The 15,352-nt window shown below is 63.5% G+C and carries 16 protein-coding genes; 10 read left to right on the top strand and 6 right to left on the bottom strand.

Annotated elements, in window-relative coordinates; translation table 11 throughout:
* Positions 1 to 168: 168 nt before the first annotated feature.
* The 3 genes from LSG43_RS07005 to nspC form a co-directional block, all read right to left on the bottom strand.
* Positions 169 to 972, bottom strand: a complete 804-nt coding sequence (locus LSG43_RS07005) for an IclR family transcriptional regulator (RefSeq protein WP_231802400.1) — start codon at positions 970 to 972, stop codon at positions 169 to 171.
* Positions 973 to 1,064: 92 nt separating this feature from the next.
* Entirely contained in the window at positions 1,065 to 2,357 is a 1,293-nt protein-coding gene (locus LSG43_RS07000; RefSeq protein WP_231802398.1) for a saccharopine dehydrogenase family protein, read from the bottom strand.
* 75 nt (positions 2,358 to 2,432) lie between these two features.
* Positions 2,433 to 3,539, bottom strand: coding sequence for a carboxynorspermidine decarboxylase (gene nspC, locus LSG43_RS06995; RefSeq protein ID WP_255714044.1), 1,107 nt, complete (start codon positions 3,537 to 3,539; stop codon positions 2,433 to 2,435).
* A 211-nt stretch (positions 3,540 to 3,750) separates the two neighbouring features.
* Between nspC and cobF the strand changes: the two genes are divergently transcribed.
* Positions 3,751 to 4,500 carry a precorrin-6A synthase (deacetylating) gene (gene cobF, locus LSG43_RS06990; RefSeq protein WP_231802396.1) on the top strand — a complete coding sequence of 250 codons (750 nt, stop codon included), beginning with the start codon at positions 3,751 to 3,753 and terminating at the stop codon, positions 4,498 to 4,500.
* Here the strand turns inward: cobF and LSG43_RS06985 are convergent.
* Both LSG43_RS06985 and LSG43_RS06980 read right to left on the bottom strand, forming a co-directional pair.
* Entirely contained in the window at positions 4,497 to 4,775 is a 279-nt protein-coding gene (locus LSG43_RS06985; RefSeq protein WP_231802394.1) for a type II toxin-antitoxin system RelE/ParE family toxin, read from the bottom strand. The two genes, cobF and LSG43_RS06985, sit on opposite strands and share 4 nt — an antisense overlap.
* 3 nt (positions 4,776 to 4,778) lie before the next feature.
* A complete protein-coding gene (locus LSG43_RS06980; RefSeq protein WP_231802392.1) occupies positions 4,779 to 5,246 on the bottom strand; it encodes a ParC-related protein in 468 nt (155 codons plus the stop codon).
* Positions 5,247 to 5,459: 213 nt separating this feature from the next.
* Here LSG43_RS06980 and LSG43_RS06975 point away from each other — a divergent pair, with 213 nt between their 5' ends.
* The 9 genes from LSG43_RS06975 to LSG43_RS06935 all read left to right on the top strand — a co-directional run bounded on the left by LSG43_RS06975 (position 5,460) and on the right by LSG43_RS06935 (position 14,144).
* Positions 5,460 to 6,665: a ferredoxin-like domain-containing protein gene (locus tag LSG43_RS06975; RefSeq protein WP_231802390.1), complete on the top strand. Its 1,206-nt coding sequence runs from the start codon at positions 5,460 to 5,462 to the stop codon at positions 6,663 to 6,665.
* Entirely contained in the window at positions 6,662 to 7,294 is a 633-nt protein-coding gene (locus tag LSG43_RS06970; protein ID WP_231802388.1) for a precorrin-8X methylmutase, read from the top strand. The genes LSG43_RS06975 and LSG43_RS06970 overlap by 4 nt, the downstream gene beginning before the upstream one ends.
* Entirely contained in the window at positions 7,291 to 8,022 is a 732-nt protein-coding gene (locus LSG43_RS06965; protein WP_231802386.1) for a precorrin-2 C(20)-methyltransferase, read from the top strand. Before LSG43_RS06970 ends, LSG43_RS06965 begins: the two co-directional genes overlap by 4 nt.
* Entirely contained in the window at positions 8,019 to 8,786 is a 768-nt protein-coding gene (locus tag LSG43_RS06960; RefSeq protein ID WP_231802384.1) for a precorrin-3B C(17)-methyltransferase, read from the top strand. The genes LSG43_RS06965 and LSG43_RS06960 overlap by 4 nt, the downstream gene beginning before the upstream one ends.
* Complete coding sequence (gene cbiE, locus LSG43_RS06955) at positions 8,779 to 10,008, top strand: precorrin-6y C5,15-methyltransferase (decarboxylating) subunit CbiE (RefSeq protein WP_231802382.1); 1,230 nt, start codon at positions 8,779 to 8,781, stop codon at positions 10,006 to 10,008. Before LSG43_RS06960 ends, cbiE begins: the two co-directional genes overlap by 8 nt.
* Positions 10,005 to 10,763, top strand: a complete 759-nt coding sequence (gene cobM / locus LSG43_RS06950) for a precorrin-4 C(11)-methyltransferase (RefSeq protein ID WP_231802380.1) — start codon at positions 10,005 to 10,007, stop codon at positions 10,761 to 10,763. Before cbiE ends, cobM begins: the two co-directional genes overlap by 4 nt.
* A gap of 128 nt (positions 10,764 to 10,891) precedes the next feature.
* Complete coding sequence (locus tag LSG43_RS06945; protein ID WP_231802378.1) at positions 10,892 to 11,449, top strand: TRAP transporter small permease subunit; 558 nt, start codon at positions 10,892 to 10,894, stop codon at positions 11,447 to 11,449.
* A 7-nt stretch (positions 11,450 to 11,456) separates the two neighbouring features.
* A complete protein-coding gene (locus LSG43_RS06940; protein ID WP_231802376.1) occupies positions 11,457 to 12,848 on the top strand; it encodes a TRAP transporter large permease in 1,392 nt (463 codons plus the stop codon).
* A gap of 147 nt (positions 12,849 to 12,995) precedes the next feature.
* Positions 12,996 to 14,144 carry a GGDEF domain-containing protein gene (locus LSG43_RS06935; RefSeq protein WP_231802374.1) on the top strand — a complete coding sequence of 383 codons (1,149 nt, stop codon included), beginning with the start codon at positions 12,996 to 12,998 and terminating at the stop codon, positions 14,142 to 14,144.
* A 60-nt stretch (positions 14,145 to 14,204) separates the two neighbouring features.
* Here the strand turns inward: LSG43_RS06935 and LSG43_RS06930 are convergent, their stop codons facing one another.
* Positions 14,205 to 15,308, bottom strand: coding sequence for a TRAP transporter substrate-binding protein (locus LSG43_RS06930; RefSeq protein ID WP_231802372.1), 1,104 nt, complete (start codon positions 15,306 to 15,308; stop codon positions 14,205 to 14,207).
* Between the last annotated feature and the right edge of the window lie 44 nt (positions 15,309 to 15,352).

Below are 15,352 nucleotides of genomic sequence, written 5' to 3'. Positions count from 1 at the left end.
TGCGCCTGGGTTGTTAATTCATTTTTCCTTATTAATACGACAGCTGCTTGATGGATGGCAAGTAGCAGGAGAGGGAAAGTTTTCCTTAACCATTTTCGGGAACCCGGTTTCAGATCGTTATGATGCCGATTACATCGGTACGGCCTAACCGCTTTGGAGTATTTTTTTCTACCGCGATGGCGCCGACCCGCCCAGGAGACCGGTGAGTTCACGTGCGGCGCCCGCGACGAGCCGGCCAAGCGCCTCCAGCCGGTCGTCGGTCACCCGCGCGGAAAGCCCCGAAATCGAAATCGCACAGAGCGCCTCGGCGTTGGCATCGTACACCGTCGCGGCGACGCAACGGAGGCCCAGGACATATTCCTCGTCGTCGATTGCATAGCCGCGGGCGCGGGTCGCCGAAAGGTCGGCCTCGAGGCGCTTGCGGTCGGTAATGGTCCTGGCGGTACTCTTGCGCATGCCGAAGCGCTTGATGACGGCGTCGATGTCGGGTTCGGGATAGGACGCCAGGATGGCCTTGCCCATGCCCGAGGATATGATCGGCGCCCTGCCGCCCACCCGGGTGATCGCGCGCATGATCTCGCGGCTCTCCACTTGCGTGAGCACCACGACCTCGCCTTCGTCGATAACGCCGAGATTGGCCGTTTCGCGCGTCTGGTCCCGCAAGCGCCGCAGGACCGGCAGTGCCGGGGCGACGAAATTGCGCTGACGCGCGAACGCCGATCCGACAGTGAACGCCGCCCGCCCCACGTGCCACATGCCGCCGGTCGGGTCGAACTGGACGAAACGGCGCAGCTCGAGCGTCGTCAGAAGCCGGTGCACCGTGGAGGCGGACAGCCCCGTGCGCGTGGCGAGGTCGGTGAGGCGCAAGCCGTCTTCGTCCTCGCCCAGCACTTCGAGGATCGCCAGCGCCCGCTCCACCGATTGCACCGTGCCCGCGCGGCGCGCCTCTCTCGTGCCGTCCTGTTTTGCCATTGCCTCCTCCAATCCAGTCGCGAGCTATAGCACAACAAAGCCCGCCCCGGTGTTTCCGCGGGGCGGGCTTGAAGCGCGATGGAAGAGCGGCCTTACGAGCGCGCCGACTTCCGCGCCGGTTTCGCGTCGGTCTGCGGCGTCCAGTCCTCGAACGAGAGGTCGCGGTCGCCATTCTCGTCGCGGATCGAGGTCTGAAGCCCCATCGCATTGAGTTGCCCAAGGAAGGGCTGCGGGGGAAGCTCCTCGACATTGACCATCTTGTGGACGTCCCAGGTGCCCTTGGCGATCAGGATCGCCGCGGCGACGGGCGGCACGCCGGCGGTATAGGAAATTCCCTGGCTGCCGACCTCGTTATAGGCGTCCTTGTGGTCCGCGACGTTGTAGATGAACACTTCGCGTTCCACGCCGTCCTTGAGGCCCTTGACCTTGTCGCCGATGCAGGTCTTGCCCTCATATTCGGGGGCAAGCGAGGACGGGTCGGGCAATACCGCCTTCACCACCTTCAAGGGCACCACTTCGAGCCCTTCGGCGGTCACGACAGGCTGCTCGGACAAGAGCCCGAGGTTCTTGAGCACCGTAAAGACGTTGATGTAATGCTCGCCGAAGCCCATCCAGAAGCGGATATCTGGCACGTCGAGATTGCGCGAGAGCGAATGCAGTTCGTCGTGGCCCGAGAGGTAGGACGTCCTCTCGCCCACCACCGGCAGATCGTCGGTGCGCGAGACCTCGAACATCTTGTTGGTCTGCCACTGGCCATTCTGCCAAGAATAGACCACGCCCGTGAACTCGCGGAAGTTGATTTCAGGATCGAAATTGGTCGCGAAATACTTCCCGTGGCTGCCTGCGTTGATGTCGATGATGTCGATCGAGGTGACCTCGTCGAAATATTCATCGACCGCCAGCGCGGCATAGGCGTTGACCACTCCGGGGTCGAAACCCGCTCCGAGAATGGCCGTCACGCCGGCCTTCTCGCAGCGCTCGCGCCGCTTCCATTCGTAATTGCCGTACCAGGGGGGCGTCTCGCAGATCTTGTCGGGCTCTTCGTGGATGGCCGTATCGATATAGGCGACACCCGTCTGGATGCACGCTTCGAGAACGGACATGTTGATGAAGGCCGATCCGACATTGATGACGATCTGGGACCGGGTTTTCGCGATCAGGGCCTTGGTGGCCTCGATATCGAGCGCGTCGAGTTGATGCGCTTCGATGACGCCGGGCTTTTTGAGCGCTTTCTTCTCGATGACGCTCGCGACAATGTCCCGGCCTTTTTCGACCGTGCGCGAGGCGATGTGAATGTCCCCCAGGACATCGTTATGCTGCGCACACTTATGGGCGACGACCTGCGCCACACCTCCTGCACCGATGATCAGAACGTTCTTTTTCACTTCTCACGTAACACCTTTTCGAGAGGTTGAACTTAGCTACGCACGCTGTCGAAGTCCGGGATCTCACCCCAAGAGTTACGACAGGCTCTGCGCGTAGTCCTCAAACGTGAACTCTTTTACGAGTTCCACTTGCCCATCGAGATGCCGCACCGCGATCGAAGGCATCCGGACACCGTTGAACCAGTTCTTCTTGACCATCGTGTAGCCGCCGGCATCGAGGATCGATATGCGGTCCCCCGCCTTGAGCTCGGTCTCGAACTGGAACTCCCCAAAAATGTCTCCGGCAAGGCAAGTTTTGCCGCAGATCATATACGTGTGCGGCCCGGTATTGGGGGCCACGCTGGCGTATTCGTCATAGGTCAGCAGATCGAGCATATGCGCTTCGGTCGACGAGTCAACGATCGCCACATGCTTGCCATTGTAGACCACGTCAAGGACCGTCACCTCGAGCGACGTCGACTGTGTCACCGTCGCCTCGCCGGGCTCGAGGTAGAGCTGGATCCCGTAGCGCTCGGACATCCCCTTCAGCCGCTGCGCGAGAGCGTCGATCGGGTATCCCTCATTGGTGAACCTGATTCCGCCCCCGAGGCTAACCCATTCCATCTTATGGAGAATGTCGCCGTAGCGTTCCTCGATCTGCCCGAGCAGTCTATCGAGGCTCTCGTACTCGTCGTTCTCGCAGTTGAAGTGGAACATCACCCCCGAGATCTTCTCGAGCACGGGCTCGATCCGCTCCCTGTCCCACTCCCCCAGCCGCGAGAACGGGCGCGCCGGGTCCGCGAGGATGAAGTGCGAATGGCTCAGCCCCGGATTGATCCGCAGGCCGACGGATTTGCCGGCCGCGAACGCCTTGTCGGAATACCGCTCGAACTGGTTGACCGAATTGAAAATGATCTTGTCGCTGTTGGCGATCGCCTCGTCGATCTCGTGGTCGGCCCAGGCCACTGAATACGCATGCGTCTCGCCGCCGAATTTCTCGCGGCCGAGTTTGACTTCATTGAGCGAGGAGGAGGTCGTCCCGTCCATGTGGTCGCGCATCACGTCGAACACGGACCAGGTCGCGAAGGCCTTGAGCGCAAGGACGCATTTGACGCCCGAGCTTGCGCGCAAATACGAGACTTTTTCCATGTTGCGGAGAATGACCGACTTGTCGAGCAGGTAATAGGGCGTTTGCAGCGTCAATCTTTACGTTCGAACCTCCTAGGTGCCCGCAACCGGACACTTGGACAATAAAAATCCGCGTCGGCGAAACGCGGAAGAGCACCATCTAAAGTTCGACGCTGTCACACACAAGACCCCGCACGCAAAAAATCTCGGGCGCGACAATCCGGCATGTTTTGCGCAAGCGGCCGAACGCGGCTAGAAACAGCCCCAAACTGTGGAACGGCAAGGCATGCGTCAAATTCTCGTCATCGGTATCGGCACGGGCAACCCGGCGCATATGACCGTCGAAGCCATCGACGCGCTCAACGCCGCCGATACCGTCTTCATCCCCACCAAGGGCGACGAGAAGGCCGCCCTCGCCGCGCTCCGGCGTGCCATCGTCGCGCGCTACGTCACCGCCGCCCACAGCAATGTCGAATTCGCCCTCCCCGTCCGCGACGCCGCCCATCCGGACTACCAGCGCGGCGTCGCCGAATGGCACGAAGCGATTGCCGACCGGTACGAGACGCTCATCGCCGATATGGACGCACGCGAAACCGGCGCGCTGCTCGTCTGGGGCGACCCCGGCCTCTACGACTCGACGCTGCGCATCCTCGAACGCGTCAGATCGCGCGGTTCGCTCGAATTCACCGTCCGCGTCATCCCCGGCCTCACCAGCATCCAGGTGCTGACCGCCGCCTTCGCCATCCCGCTCAACACCATCGGCAACCCGGTGACGATTACCACGGGCCGCAAGCTCCGCGAAGGCTGGCCCGAGGGCGCCGACAGCGTCGTCGTCATGCTCGACGGCGAGAAATCCTATGAACAGATCGACCCCGAGGGCCTTCATATCTATTGGGGCGCCTATGTCGGCATGGACGAGGAAATCCTCATCGAAGGCCCGCTGTCCGAAGTGGCCGCCGATATCTCGATGACCCGCGACGCCGCGCGCAAACAGCACGGCTGGATCATGGACGTCTATCTGTTGCGCAAGGCCTAGGTTTCCGGCCAGCGCTGCGCACCGTGCAGGACGCGCAAAACCGTGACGTCCTCGGCGACAGCATAGACGACAACGTAGGGCGTGCCCGATATGATGAGTTCGCGCGTGCCCTCTTGCCTGCCCTCGCGGCCCGAGTGAGGGAACATCCTTAGCCGCTCGACCTGGGCCTCGATCTCGTCCCACATCGCCAGCGCAGCCTGCGCATTATCGTTGGCGATGTAGTCGGCAATGCCGGCAAGGTCGGCACGATAGCCATCGCTGCGCACCAATCGCATCGATCAGTTGCTCTGCTCAGCGATCCGACGCATCAGTTCGGCGCGCTTTCTCTCCGAGATGGCTTTCCATTCCTCGTCCGAGATCATCCGCACGGTCCCGTTCGCAATCCCGTCCAGCGTCTTTTGCACCTCCGCCCGGAACCACGCATCGTGCTCTGCCGCCTGCTGCATCCGGCGCTGCCGCTCCGCCGCGTCGGGCCGCTCGCGCTTGTTTGCCTCAGGATCGTAGTCCTCCGCGTCCACCTCGAACTGGGGCATATGCAGTTCCAGGCGCACGAACGCCGCCGCCGTATTGAGGTTGCGCCAAAGGCGCATCCGGTGCGAGCGCTGCGCGGCGATGACGCGCTCGTGGTTGCCATAGCGCACCACCACGGCCCATCCCCCAGGCTGCCCGAGCACCACTGCTCCCTCGATCGCTTGCGCATCGACGAGGTTTTTGACAGCCTTGCTGTCGATCGTCTCCAGTGGCATGGCGTGGTGTCCCATGGGATATCCGTCTTATTGAATAAGCGTCGCGCAATTATTCAATAATTGCGCCGCAATGTCCAGCCTTGGCCACGTTTTGCGCCTTCTCGCGCACCCTGATAAGACTCGCGCCAAACCGGGAGTCGCCTCACGCCTATGCCATCCGCAAGCCCGCCAAACCCCGCCCCCCGTGGCGCCTGTCCCAGTCTCGCCGCGCCCATGCCGACGGCGGACGGGCTGCTCGCCCGCTTCCGGCCCCAGGGCGGCGCGCTGACGCCGGACCAGCTTGCGGCGCTTGCCGAGGCAGCCGAGAGCTTCGGCAATGGCCGGATCGAAATCACCGCGCGCGGCAATTTTCAGGTACGCGGGCTCAAGGAGGACACCGTGGCGCCTCTGCGCGCCGCGTTCGATGACGCCGGCATCGCGGCGGTCGCCGGCGTTGCCATCGAAACCTCCCCCATCGCCGGCCGCGATCCCAAGGAGGGCGCCGACCCGCGCCCGCTCGCTGAAGCGCTCAAGCCGGTCTGCGATGCCGCGCTGGCCCGGGCACCGCTTTCGCCCAAGCTCGCGATCACGATCCTGAGCGGCGGGCAGATCCGGCTCGACAATCTCAAATCCGACATCCGCCTCATCGCGCAATCCGACGATTGGGTTCTCGAAGTGGGCGGCCAGACGCTCGGCCAGATCGACGAAGCCGACATTCCCGAAGCGCTCGATGTGCTCCTCAGCCGCTTTCAGGCGCACGGCCCGCGCACCCGGGGCGTCGATCTCGACGGGCCCGAATTGCGCGCCGCCCTGCCCCATCTGCGTCCGGCGACACCCGTCTTCACCCAGCCGGTCTATTTCGCCCTTGGCCCGCTTGCGCTTGCCGATGGCGAGCCGGGACTTCGCATCGGCGTTCCGTTCGGCCAGGTCAAGGCCGGCTCGCTTGGGACCCTGGCGGACACGCTTTCGGACCACGGGGTCACCGCCATCGCTCCTGCCCCCGACCGGACACTCGTCCTCACCGGGTTCGACAGCGCCGCACTTCAGGCCCTCTCTCCCGCCGTCGCGGCTTTGGGGTATTGGGCGCGCCCCAATGCCGAAGGCGCCATGCTGACACTGTGTTCAGGCGCGGAAGCGGGCGAAAACGGCATCATCCACGCTGCGGATGTCGCCAATGCATTTCTCGCCATGGCCCCGGATCTGATCGATGGATCGTTCCATATCCACGTCTCCACCTGCGCCAAGGGCTGCGCCTATCCGGGTCGTCCGGGGCTGATGCTCACGGGCAACCGGCTCATCCTCCATGGGGAGGGAGAGGAAAACACGCTTGCGCTCCTCGACCCTAACGCTATTGAAGATGCGATTGCCGAACTCGCAGTCAGCGCCCGGACCAACCGCGCCGCGAACGGCACCAGTCTCGACAGCTTCAGGGCCCTATGACGTCATACGAATATATCCGCGATGGCGAGGCGATCTACCGCCAGTCTTTCGCGACGATCAAAGCCGAAGCCGATCTGTCCCGCTTCTCGCCCGCCGAGGCCGAGGTCGCGATACGGATGATTCATGCATGCGGCATGGTGGAGGCCGCTCAGCATTTTCGCTTTTCGGAGGGCTTTGTGGAAGCGGCGCGCGGCGCGCTCCAAGGCGGAGCGCCGATCTTCACCGACGCGGAAATGGTCGCACGCGGTGTCACCCGCTCGCGCCTCCCGGCAAACAACGATGTCATCTGCGAACTGCACAATCCCGAAACGCCCTATCTTGCGCAGGACCATGGAAACACGCGTTCGGCGGCCGCGATCCATATCTGGCTGCCGCGGCTCGAAGGTGCGCTCGTTGCCATCGGCAATGCCCCAACCGCGCTTTTCCATCTGCTCGAACTTCTGCGCGACGGCGCGCCAAAACCCGCCGCGATCATCGGCATGCCGGTCGGTTTCGTCGGCGCGGCTGAGTCAAAACAGGCGCTTGGCGAGAATTCTTACGGCGTTCCTTACGCCATCGTCGAAGGCCGCCTGGGCGGCAGCGCCATGACCGCGGCGGCCATCAACGCATTGGCGAGGCCGGGCCTATGAGCGAAACGGGAAAGCTGGTCGGCGTCGGCACAGGCCCCGGCGATCCGGAACTTTTGACCCTCAAGGCTGTGCGCGCCATCCTCGAAGCGGATGTCATTGCCCACTTTTCAAAGAAGGGCCGGAACGGCAATGCCCGCGGCATCGTCGCGCCACACTGGCCGGCTAAAGCCGTCGAACTGCCCCTCGCCTATCCGGTGACGACCGAACTCGACCGGCGCGAAGACGCCTACAGGGACGCCATCGCCGCCTTTTTCGACGAGTCTGCGGCGGCCATCGCCGAGCATCTCGACGCCGGGCGCACCGTGGCCGTCCTTTCCGAAGGCGATCCTTTCTTTTACGGCTCGTATATGCATATCCACGCCCGGCTCGCGCCCCGCTACGAGACCGAAGTGATCCCCGGCGTGACCAGTCTTTCGGGCTGCTGGTCGGAGGCCGGTGTGCCCCTGATGCAGGGCGACGACATTTTCACGGTCCTCCCGGGAACGCTCTCGCGCGAAACGCTCGCCTTGCGGCTCAAGGATACCGACAGCGCTGTCATCATGAAGGTCGGGCGCAATCTGCCCAAGATCCGCGGCGCCCTCGAAGACGCGGACAAGCTGGACCGTGCGATCTATGTCGAACGCGGCACCATGGCCGCGTCCAAAATCGTCCGCCTCACCGAGCGCGACGATGCCCCTGCCCCCTATTTCTCGCAAATCCTCGTGCCCGGCTGGACGGAGCGCCCATGAGCGGCGCGCTCTACGTCATAGGCACCGGGCCGGGAAACCCTGAGCAGATGACACCGGAAGCGCGCGCTGCCGTCGACGCGTCGACCCTCTTTTTCGGCTACGCCCCCTATCTCGACCGTCTCGATCTCCGGCCAGGCCAGGAGCGCCACGCCTCGGACAACCGAGAAGAGCTCGCCCGCGCCCGCGCCGCCCTCGACGCGGCCCTGGAGGGCAAGACGGTCTGCATGGTCTCTGGCGGCGATCCGGGCGTTTTCGCCATGGCCGCCGCCGTCTGCGAAGCGATCGACGCGGACACCGCCCGCTTTGGCGGCGTGCCCCTCACCATCGTCCCGGGGATTTCCGCCATGATGGCCGCCGCGGCGCGGCTAGGCGCCCCGCTTGGCAACGATTTTTGCGCCATCTCCCTTTCGGACAACCTCAAGCCCTGGAATGTCATCGAAACCCGCCTGCGCGCCGCGGCGGGCGCCGGGTTCGCCATGGCCTTCTACAACCCGGTCTCGAAGGCCCGCCCCTGGCAATTGGGTAAGACATTCAATATCTTGCGCGAAACTCTCCCCAATTCGATTCCGGTCGTCTTCGCCCGCGCCGTGGGCCGCCCGGACGAAACGATCCGAACTGTCCCGCTTTCGGATGCCCAGCCGGAGATGGCCGATATGGCCACCTGCATCCTCATCGGGAACGGATATACGCGGGTCATCGCGCGCGACGGCCAGCCCGACCTTGTCTATACGCCGCGCTTCGTGCCGGAGGCCGGGAATGGCTGAGCGCTGGCTCACCATCGTCGGCATCGGCGAGGACGGGCTCGACGGTCTGCCCCCCGCCACGCGCGCGCTCATCGCGGACGCCGAAATCGTCTTTGGCGGCGCGCGCCATCTCGCGCTTGTCGAACCGCTGGGGCTCAAGGAGACCCGGCGCTGGCAATCCCCCTTCGAAACCTCCATCGAAGAGATCGTGCGTCTGCGCACCCGCAAGCGCGTCTGCGTCCTCGCTTCGGGCGATCCGTTCTCGCATGGCGTCGGCGCCACGCTCGCAAGGCGCATAAGCGCGCGCGAGATGCACGTTACCCCCGCCCCCTCCGCCTTCTCGCTCGCCGCCGCGCGCATGGGGTGGGCCCTGCAGGAGGTCACGACGCTTTCGCTTCACGGTCATCCCATTGCGCTGGTCCTCCCGCACCTCCATCCGGGCCGCCGCATTCTCGCCCTTACGTCCGACGCCGCCGCGCCCGGAGAGATCGCGCGCCTTCTCACGGCCAACGGGTTCGGCCCGAGCACGCTCACTGTCCTCGAATCCCTCGGCGGGCCGGATGAAGCGGTACGTGAAGTCCGCGCCGACCGGTACGACCTCGAAAACGTGAGTCCCCTCAACGTCCTGGCCATTGAAACGCACGCAGAGAGTCACGCGCGCATCCTGCCGCTCACACCGGGCTTGAACGACGACCTATTTGAAACCGACGGCCAGATGACCAAGCGTGAGGTCCGCGCGTTGACCCTTTCAGCGCTCGCGCCGCTGCGCGGACAGCTCTTGTGGGATATCGGCGCCGGCTCGGGCTCTGTCGCCATCGAGTGGATGCTCGCCGACCCGTCCCTTACCGCCATCGCCATCGAGCCCGACGCCGCCCGCCGCGCCCGCATCGCCGCCAACGCCACCGCCTTCGGCGTTCCCGGTCTCGATGTCAAAGCCGGCACCGCGCCAGACGCCCTTGCGGGCCTTCCGTCACCCGACGCCGTCTTCATCGGCGGCGGGGGCACTGACGATGGCGTGCTCGATGCCGCGATAAAGGCCCTGCCCGTCGGCGGGCGCCTCGTCGCCAACGCGGTGACCCTCGAAATGGAAACGCTGCTGTCGGTCGTCCACCGCGAATTGGGCGGCACCCTCACCCGCATTGCGGTTTCGCGCGCCGAACCGCTGGGCTCGATGACGGGCTGGCGTCCGGCCATGCCGGTGACGCAATGGGTGTGGATCAAGCGTCGGGAGACGATGGCATGACCGTACACTTTATCGGCGCCGGCCCCGGCGCGGCGGATCTTATTACGGTACGGGGACTTAGGCTGGTCGAGACGTGTCCGGTGTGCCTTTATGCCGGGTCGATCATTCCGTCCACGATTGTTTCATCGTGCCCATCGAACGCGCGCGTCGTGGACACCGCCCCGCTTTCGCTCGACGAGATCGAGGCGGAGTTTTTATCCGCGCATAACAAGGGCTTAGACGTCGCGCGCCTGCATTCGGGCGACCTTTCGGTCTGGAGCGCGGTCGCCGAGCAGATTCGGCGTCTCGAGCGCCATGACATCCCCTATACGATGACACCGGGGGTTCCCGCCTTCGCCGCCGCCGCCGCGTCCCTCGGACGCGAACTCACCATCCCCGGAGAGGCTCAAAGCCTTGTTCTCACACGCCTTTCCGGCCGCGCGTCGAAGATGCCGGAGGGCGAAACGCTCGCCAATTTCGGCAAGACCGGTGCCACACTCGCCATCCACCTCGCCATCCACCGTATCGCCGACATCGTCGCCGAACTCACCCCCCTCTACGGCCCCGATTGCCCGATCGCCATCGTCGCATGGGCGAGCTGGAGCGAGGAGCGTGTCGTGCGCGGAACCCTTGAAACCATTGAGGAAATTCTGGCGACGGACCCGATCGAGCGTACCGCCATCGTCTTCGTAGGCCGCGCTCTGGGCGCCGCCGATTTCCGCGAAAGCGCGCTCTACGACCCGAACTACCAGCGCCGATTCCGCGGCCGGGAGTGAGGATACCCAGTACTACGGGCGTTTGCGCATGAGCGCGATGCCCAGTCGATGGAATCGCGTTGCGGTTTGCGGGGAGTGCCGATAGCGGTATGCTCCAAGAAAAACCCGGTTTCCTTGGGAGGGGCACAATGCGCATGCTTGCCATCGCGGTTCAGGCCATTGGCGGTCTGAACCGGCTCGTTGGTCACATATTTTCCTGGTTCAGCGTCGGGGTCGTCCTCGTCTGTTTCGCAGTCGTCGTGCTGCGTTACGGCTTCGGGACGACCTATTTGTGGATGCAGGACCTCTATGTCTGGCTCAGCGGGGCCATGTTCACGGCAGTGGCCGGATTCGCTCTGTTTCGCGACGACCATGTGCGGGTGGACATCTTCTACCGGCCCGCATCTTTGCGCTGGAAGGCGATAGCCGACATCATCGGCGTCGTTTTCTTCCTGCTGCCGTTCATGGGCGTCATCCTCGTCTGGGGCATCCCCTATGTACAGCGCTCATGGCGGTTCTTCGAGGGCTCCGCCAATCCTGGGGGGATGCCGGGACTTTTCGTTCTCAAGAGCTTCATTCTGGGCTTTGCCATACTCATCGCGTTGCAGGGAATAGCCATGATCTGCCGCTCCATTCTCGTACTGGCGGACAGGGAAGACATGCTTCCTCCACTCTACCGCTATCCCTCCACTGCAGCCGAGGAGTAGCGGATAGATGTCAACGGTATTGCTTGGTGAAATCCTTTCCGGTCTGCTGTTTTTCGGCGTTATCGGCTTTCTTCTTCTCGGCTTCCCCGTCGCTTTTACATTGGCAGGGACCTCGCTGCTCTTCGGTATGGTGGGCATGTGGTTGGGGGTCTTCGATCCCTCCAACCTCGGCGCGCTGGCTTCGCGCTATATCGGGTACATGACCAACGAAGTCCTGGTCGCCGTACCGCTTTTTATTTTCATGGGCGTCATGCTCGAACGCTCGAAGATCGCCGAGCAGCTCCTGCTGACGATGGGCAAGCTTTTCGGCAATCTGCGGGGCGGGCTGGGCATTTCGGTCATCGTGGTGGGCGCGCTTCTGGCCGCGTCGACGGGCGTTGTCGGCGCCACGGTCGTCACGATGGGGCTTATCTCGCTACCGGCGATGATGCGAGCCGGCTACAATCCCAAGCTCGCCAGCGGCGTCATTTGCGCATCGGGTACGCTGGGGCAGATCATTCCGCCCTCGACCGTGCTCATCTTCATGGGCGATATGCTCTCGTCGATCAACGCGCAGGTGCAGATGGAAATGGGCAATTTCGCGCCCGTTCCGGTCACCGTAGGCGATCTATTCGCAGGCGCCTTCGTTCCCGGTCTGCTGCTCGTTACGCTCTACATCGCCTGGATGATCTTCAAGGCCGTTACCGATCCCGAAGCCTGCCCGGCAACGCCGATGTCGCACGAGGAACGCAAGGGTATCTGGCGGGATGTCACGGTCGCACTGATCCCGCCGCTCGTTCTCATCTTTGCGGTGCTCGGCTCGATCCTCACGGGCGTCGCCACACCGACCGAAGCCGGTTCGGTCGGCGCCGTCGGAGCCACGGTACTTGCGGCGTTCCGCTGGCGCCTTTCGTTCCGGGTCGTACGTGAGGCGGCGATCGCAACCGCAACGATCACATCGATGATCTTCATCATCCTGTTCGGGGCCTCGGTCTTCTCGATCGTCTTCCGGCTCATGGGTGGCGACAATCTCGTGCACGAGTTCCTCACCAACCTTCCGGGCGGCGCAATTGGCGCAATGGTCGTCGTCATGGCCATCATGTTCGTATTGGGATTCATCCTCGATACATTCGAGATCATCTTCATCATCATCCCGATCACCGCGCCGATCCTTTTGACCCTCGGCATCGACCCGATCTGGCTAGGCGTGATGGTGGGCGTCAATCTTCAGACCAGCTTCATGACGCCGCCGTTCGGCTTCTCGCTGTTCTATTTGCGTGGCGTGGCTCCGAATTCGATATCGACCGGAATGATATACCGCGGCGCGCTGCCCTTCGTGTTGCTGCAGATTATCGCGATCGCGCTATTGTTCCTCTTCCCGCAGATCGTCACGTGGCTGCCGAACATGGTCTACGGCTAGGCATCGTACGAGACATCAAGAAGGGCGCCGCCAGGTGCCCTTCTTCTTTAGCCGCTGGAATTCAGCCTTTTTTTGCATCCGCATGCCATTTTCGTAGAACAAGGGGCATGTAAGGGACGCACAGGCTTGGTCAGCTCGGCATTATTCTTGGCCAATATTCTGATCCTCGGCGTGATGGCCGCGGCGTTCGGAGCGGCGTGGTACAGCCAGCAGCGCGAACGATTTCTAATGTCCTGGCTGATCGCCAACAGCGTCATGGCGGCCTCCCTGGTCGTCTTTGCCCTCAGCCCGGACCTACCCGACCCCATCGTCTACATCTTCGCCAACGGAGTGCTTCTCGCCAGCTTCGGGTATCGCTGGCGTGGGATACGGCAATTCTACGACCGTCCCGCGCCCCATTGGCTCGCACTAATGCCGTTTGCCGCTTATCTGGTTGTCTCGGCGGTGCCGATGTATCTTGAGCAGTCGGCCATCGTATACGGGACGGTCAACGTACTGCTCACGGCCGTCACGTTCGCCGCGATTTACGAAATCCTGCGCCAGCCCAGGCGCAGCCTCTCGCAGTACGGCTTGCTCGTTGCCTACCTCATCCTCTCGGTTTCCTTCGCGGTCCGGGCCGGTCAGGGGATTTTCGATGCCCAGGCCATCACATCGGCGCTACCCCAGGATGCGATCCTCTATGCACATCTGATCGTTGCGACCATCCACACGAGCGCCAGCGGCGCCTTTGCCCTTTCGATGGCATTCGAGCGCAATGCCGAGCAACTGCGCAATGCGGCGCTGAGCGACGAACTCACCGGGTTGGCGAACCGCAGGGCCTTCGACGAGCGGTTGCGCGCGCTGATCGATGCGGCGCCGAGCGGCGGCTTCGCCGTCGTCCTGTTCGACATAGACCACTTCAAGACCGTCAACGATCGCTACGGCCATTCCACCGGCGACCTCGCCCTCAAGCGCTGTGCCGCGCTTTGCGCCGCCCATTTGCGGGCCGGCGACACCGTGGCGCGGATCGGCGGCGAGGAGTTCGCCGCGATTTTGCCGCACATCACACCGTTCGAAGCGCATGCGCTGGCCGAGCGGATCCGCAGTGCCGTGGCAGGCACGCGGATGTCGAGCCCGCTTTCGCCGTTTTCAATCACGATTTCGGCGGGCATCTATCACTCCAGCGAAGGTCCGGGCGACTTGGACAGCGTCATGCGCGCCGCCGACAGCTGCCTCTATCGCGCCAAGCGCAATGGCCGGAATCGCGTGGAGCCCTTTGCGGGGCTTATCGCCGGCCGATCGGCTGCGGCGGTGTAGCTACAAAAAATGGCCCGGGTGGCAACGCCCGGGCCATTCGTTTTCCTCGCCGTCTTGCGTTTAGCTAAGCGAGAAATACTGCTCGCGCGCGCGCATGAAGCCCATATCTGTGCCTTCACTGCGGGTGCGGACGAGATTGAGTGCGGAGATGTAGCTTTCGACCGTCTTTTTCGTCAGCGCATCGCCATTCTCACGGATTTCGGTCAAAAGTTCCGTCGCAGCCTGCGCGCCTGCCTCGAGGATTTCCTCGGGGAACTGCCGAACCGTCACGCCGTGGTCGTTGACCAGCGTCGCGAGCGCGCGGGGGTCGTTGGCGTAGAAGTCCGAGGCGACCTGGTCGTATTCGGCCTGCGAGCAATCGCGCACAATGGCCTGCAGGTCTTCAGGCAACTCTTGATACTTCGCCTTGTCGACCACCAGCTCGGTCGCAAGACCGGGTTCGTTGAAGCTCGGGAAGTAATAGTTCTTGCAGATCTGATAGAAGCCCAAGGCCAGGTCGTTATAAGGACCGACGAATTCGGCGGCGTCGAGCGTGCCCGACTGCAGCGCCTGGAAGATCTCGCCGCCGGCGAGATTGGTCACCGAAGCGCCCATCTTCTCCCAAACCTGACCGCCCAGGCCCGGCGTCCGGAAGCGCAGCCCCTGGATGTCGGAAAGCCCCGTCAGCTCGTTGCGGAACCAGCCCCCAGCCTGAGTGCCCGTATCGCCCGAGAGGAACCCCTGCAGGCCGAACTGGTCGTAGATCTCGTCCCAGATTTCCTGGCCGCCCAGATAGCGGACCCAGGCTGCAAGCTCGCGGCTGGTCATGCCGTAAGGCACGCCAGTGAAGAAAGAGAGGCCCTGGCTCTTGTTCTGCCAGTAGTATGCCGCGCCATGGCTCATCTCGGCCGAACCGTCGATGACCGCATCGATCGACTGCAGAGCGGGTACGAGTTCGCCTGCGGCGAACACCTGCACCGACAGCCGGCCACCCGAAGCGGCCGTGATGCGGTCGGCAAGGCGCTGGGCGCCGACGCCGAGGCCGGGGAAGTTCTTGGGCCAGGTGGTGACCATGCGCCAGGTGATATTGCCCTGCGCGATCGCCGGAGCGGCCAGCCCCGTGGTCGCAGCGGCAGCGCCAGCGGACATCACGCCCGCTTTTTTGAAAAAGTCGCGTCTTTTCATCTATTTCCTCCCGAGGGCGCACGAAGCGCCTCTTGAAACGGTAC

It is taken from the genome of Pelagibacterium xiamenense (assembly GCF_021166475.1).
In the GTDB taxonomy this organism is placed as follows: domain Bacteria; phylum Pseudomonadota; class Alphaproteobacteria; order Rhizobiales; family Devosiaceae; genus Pelagibacterium; species Pelagibacterium xiamenense.
This window is presented reverse-complemented; position numbering and strand designations above follow the sequence as displayed.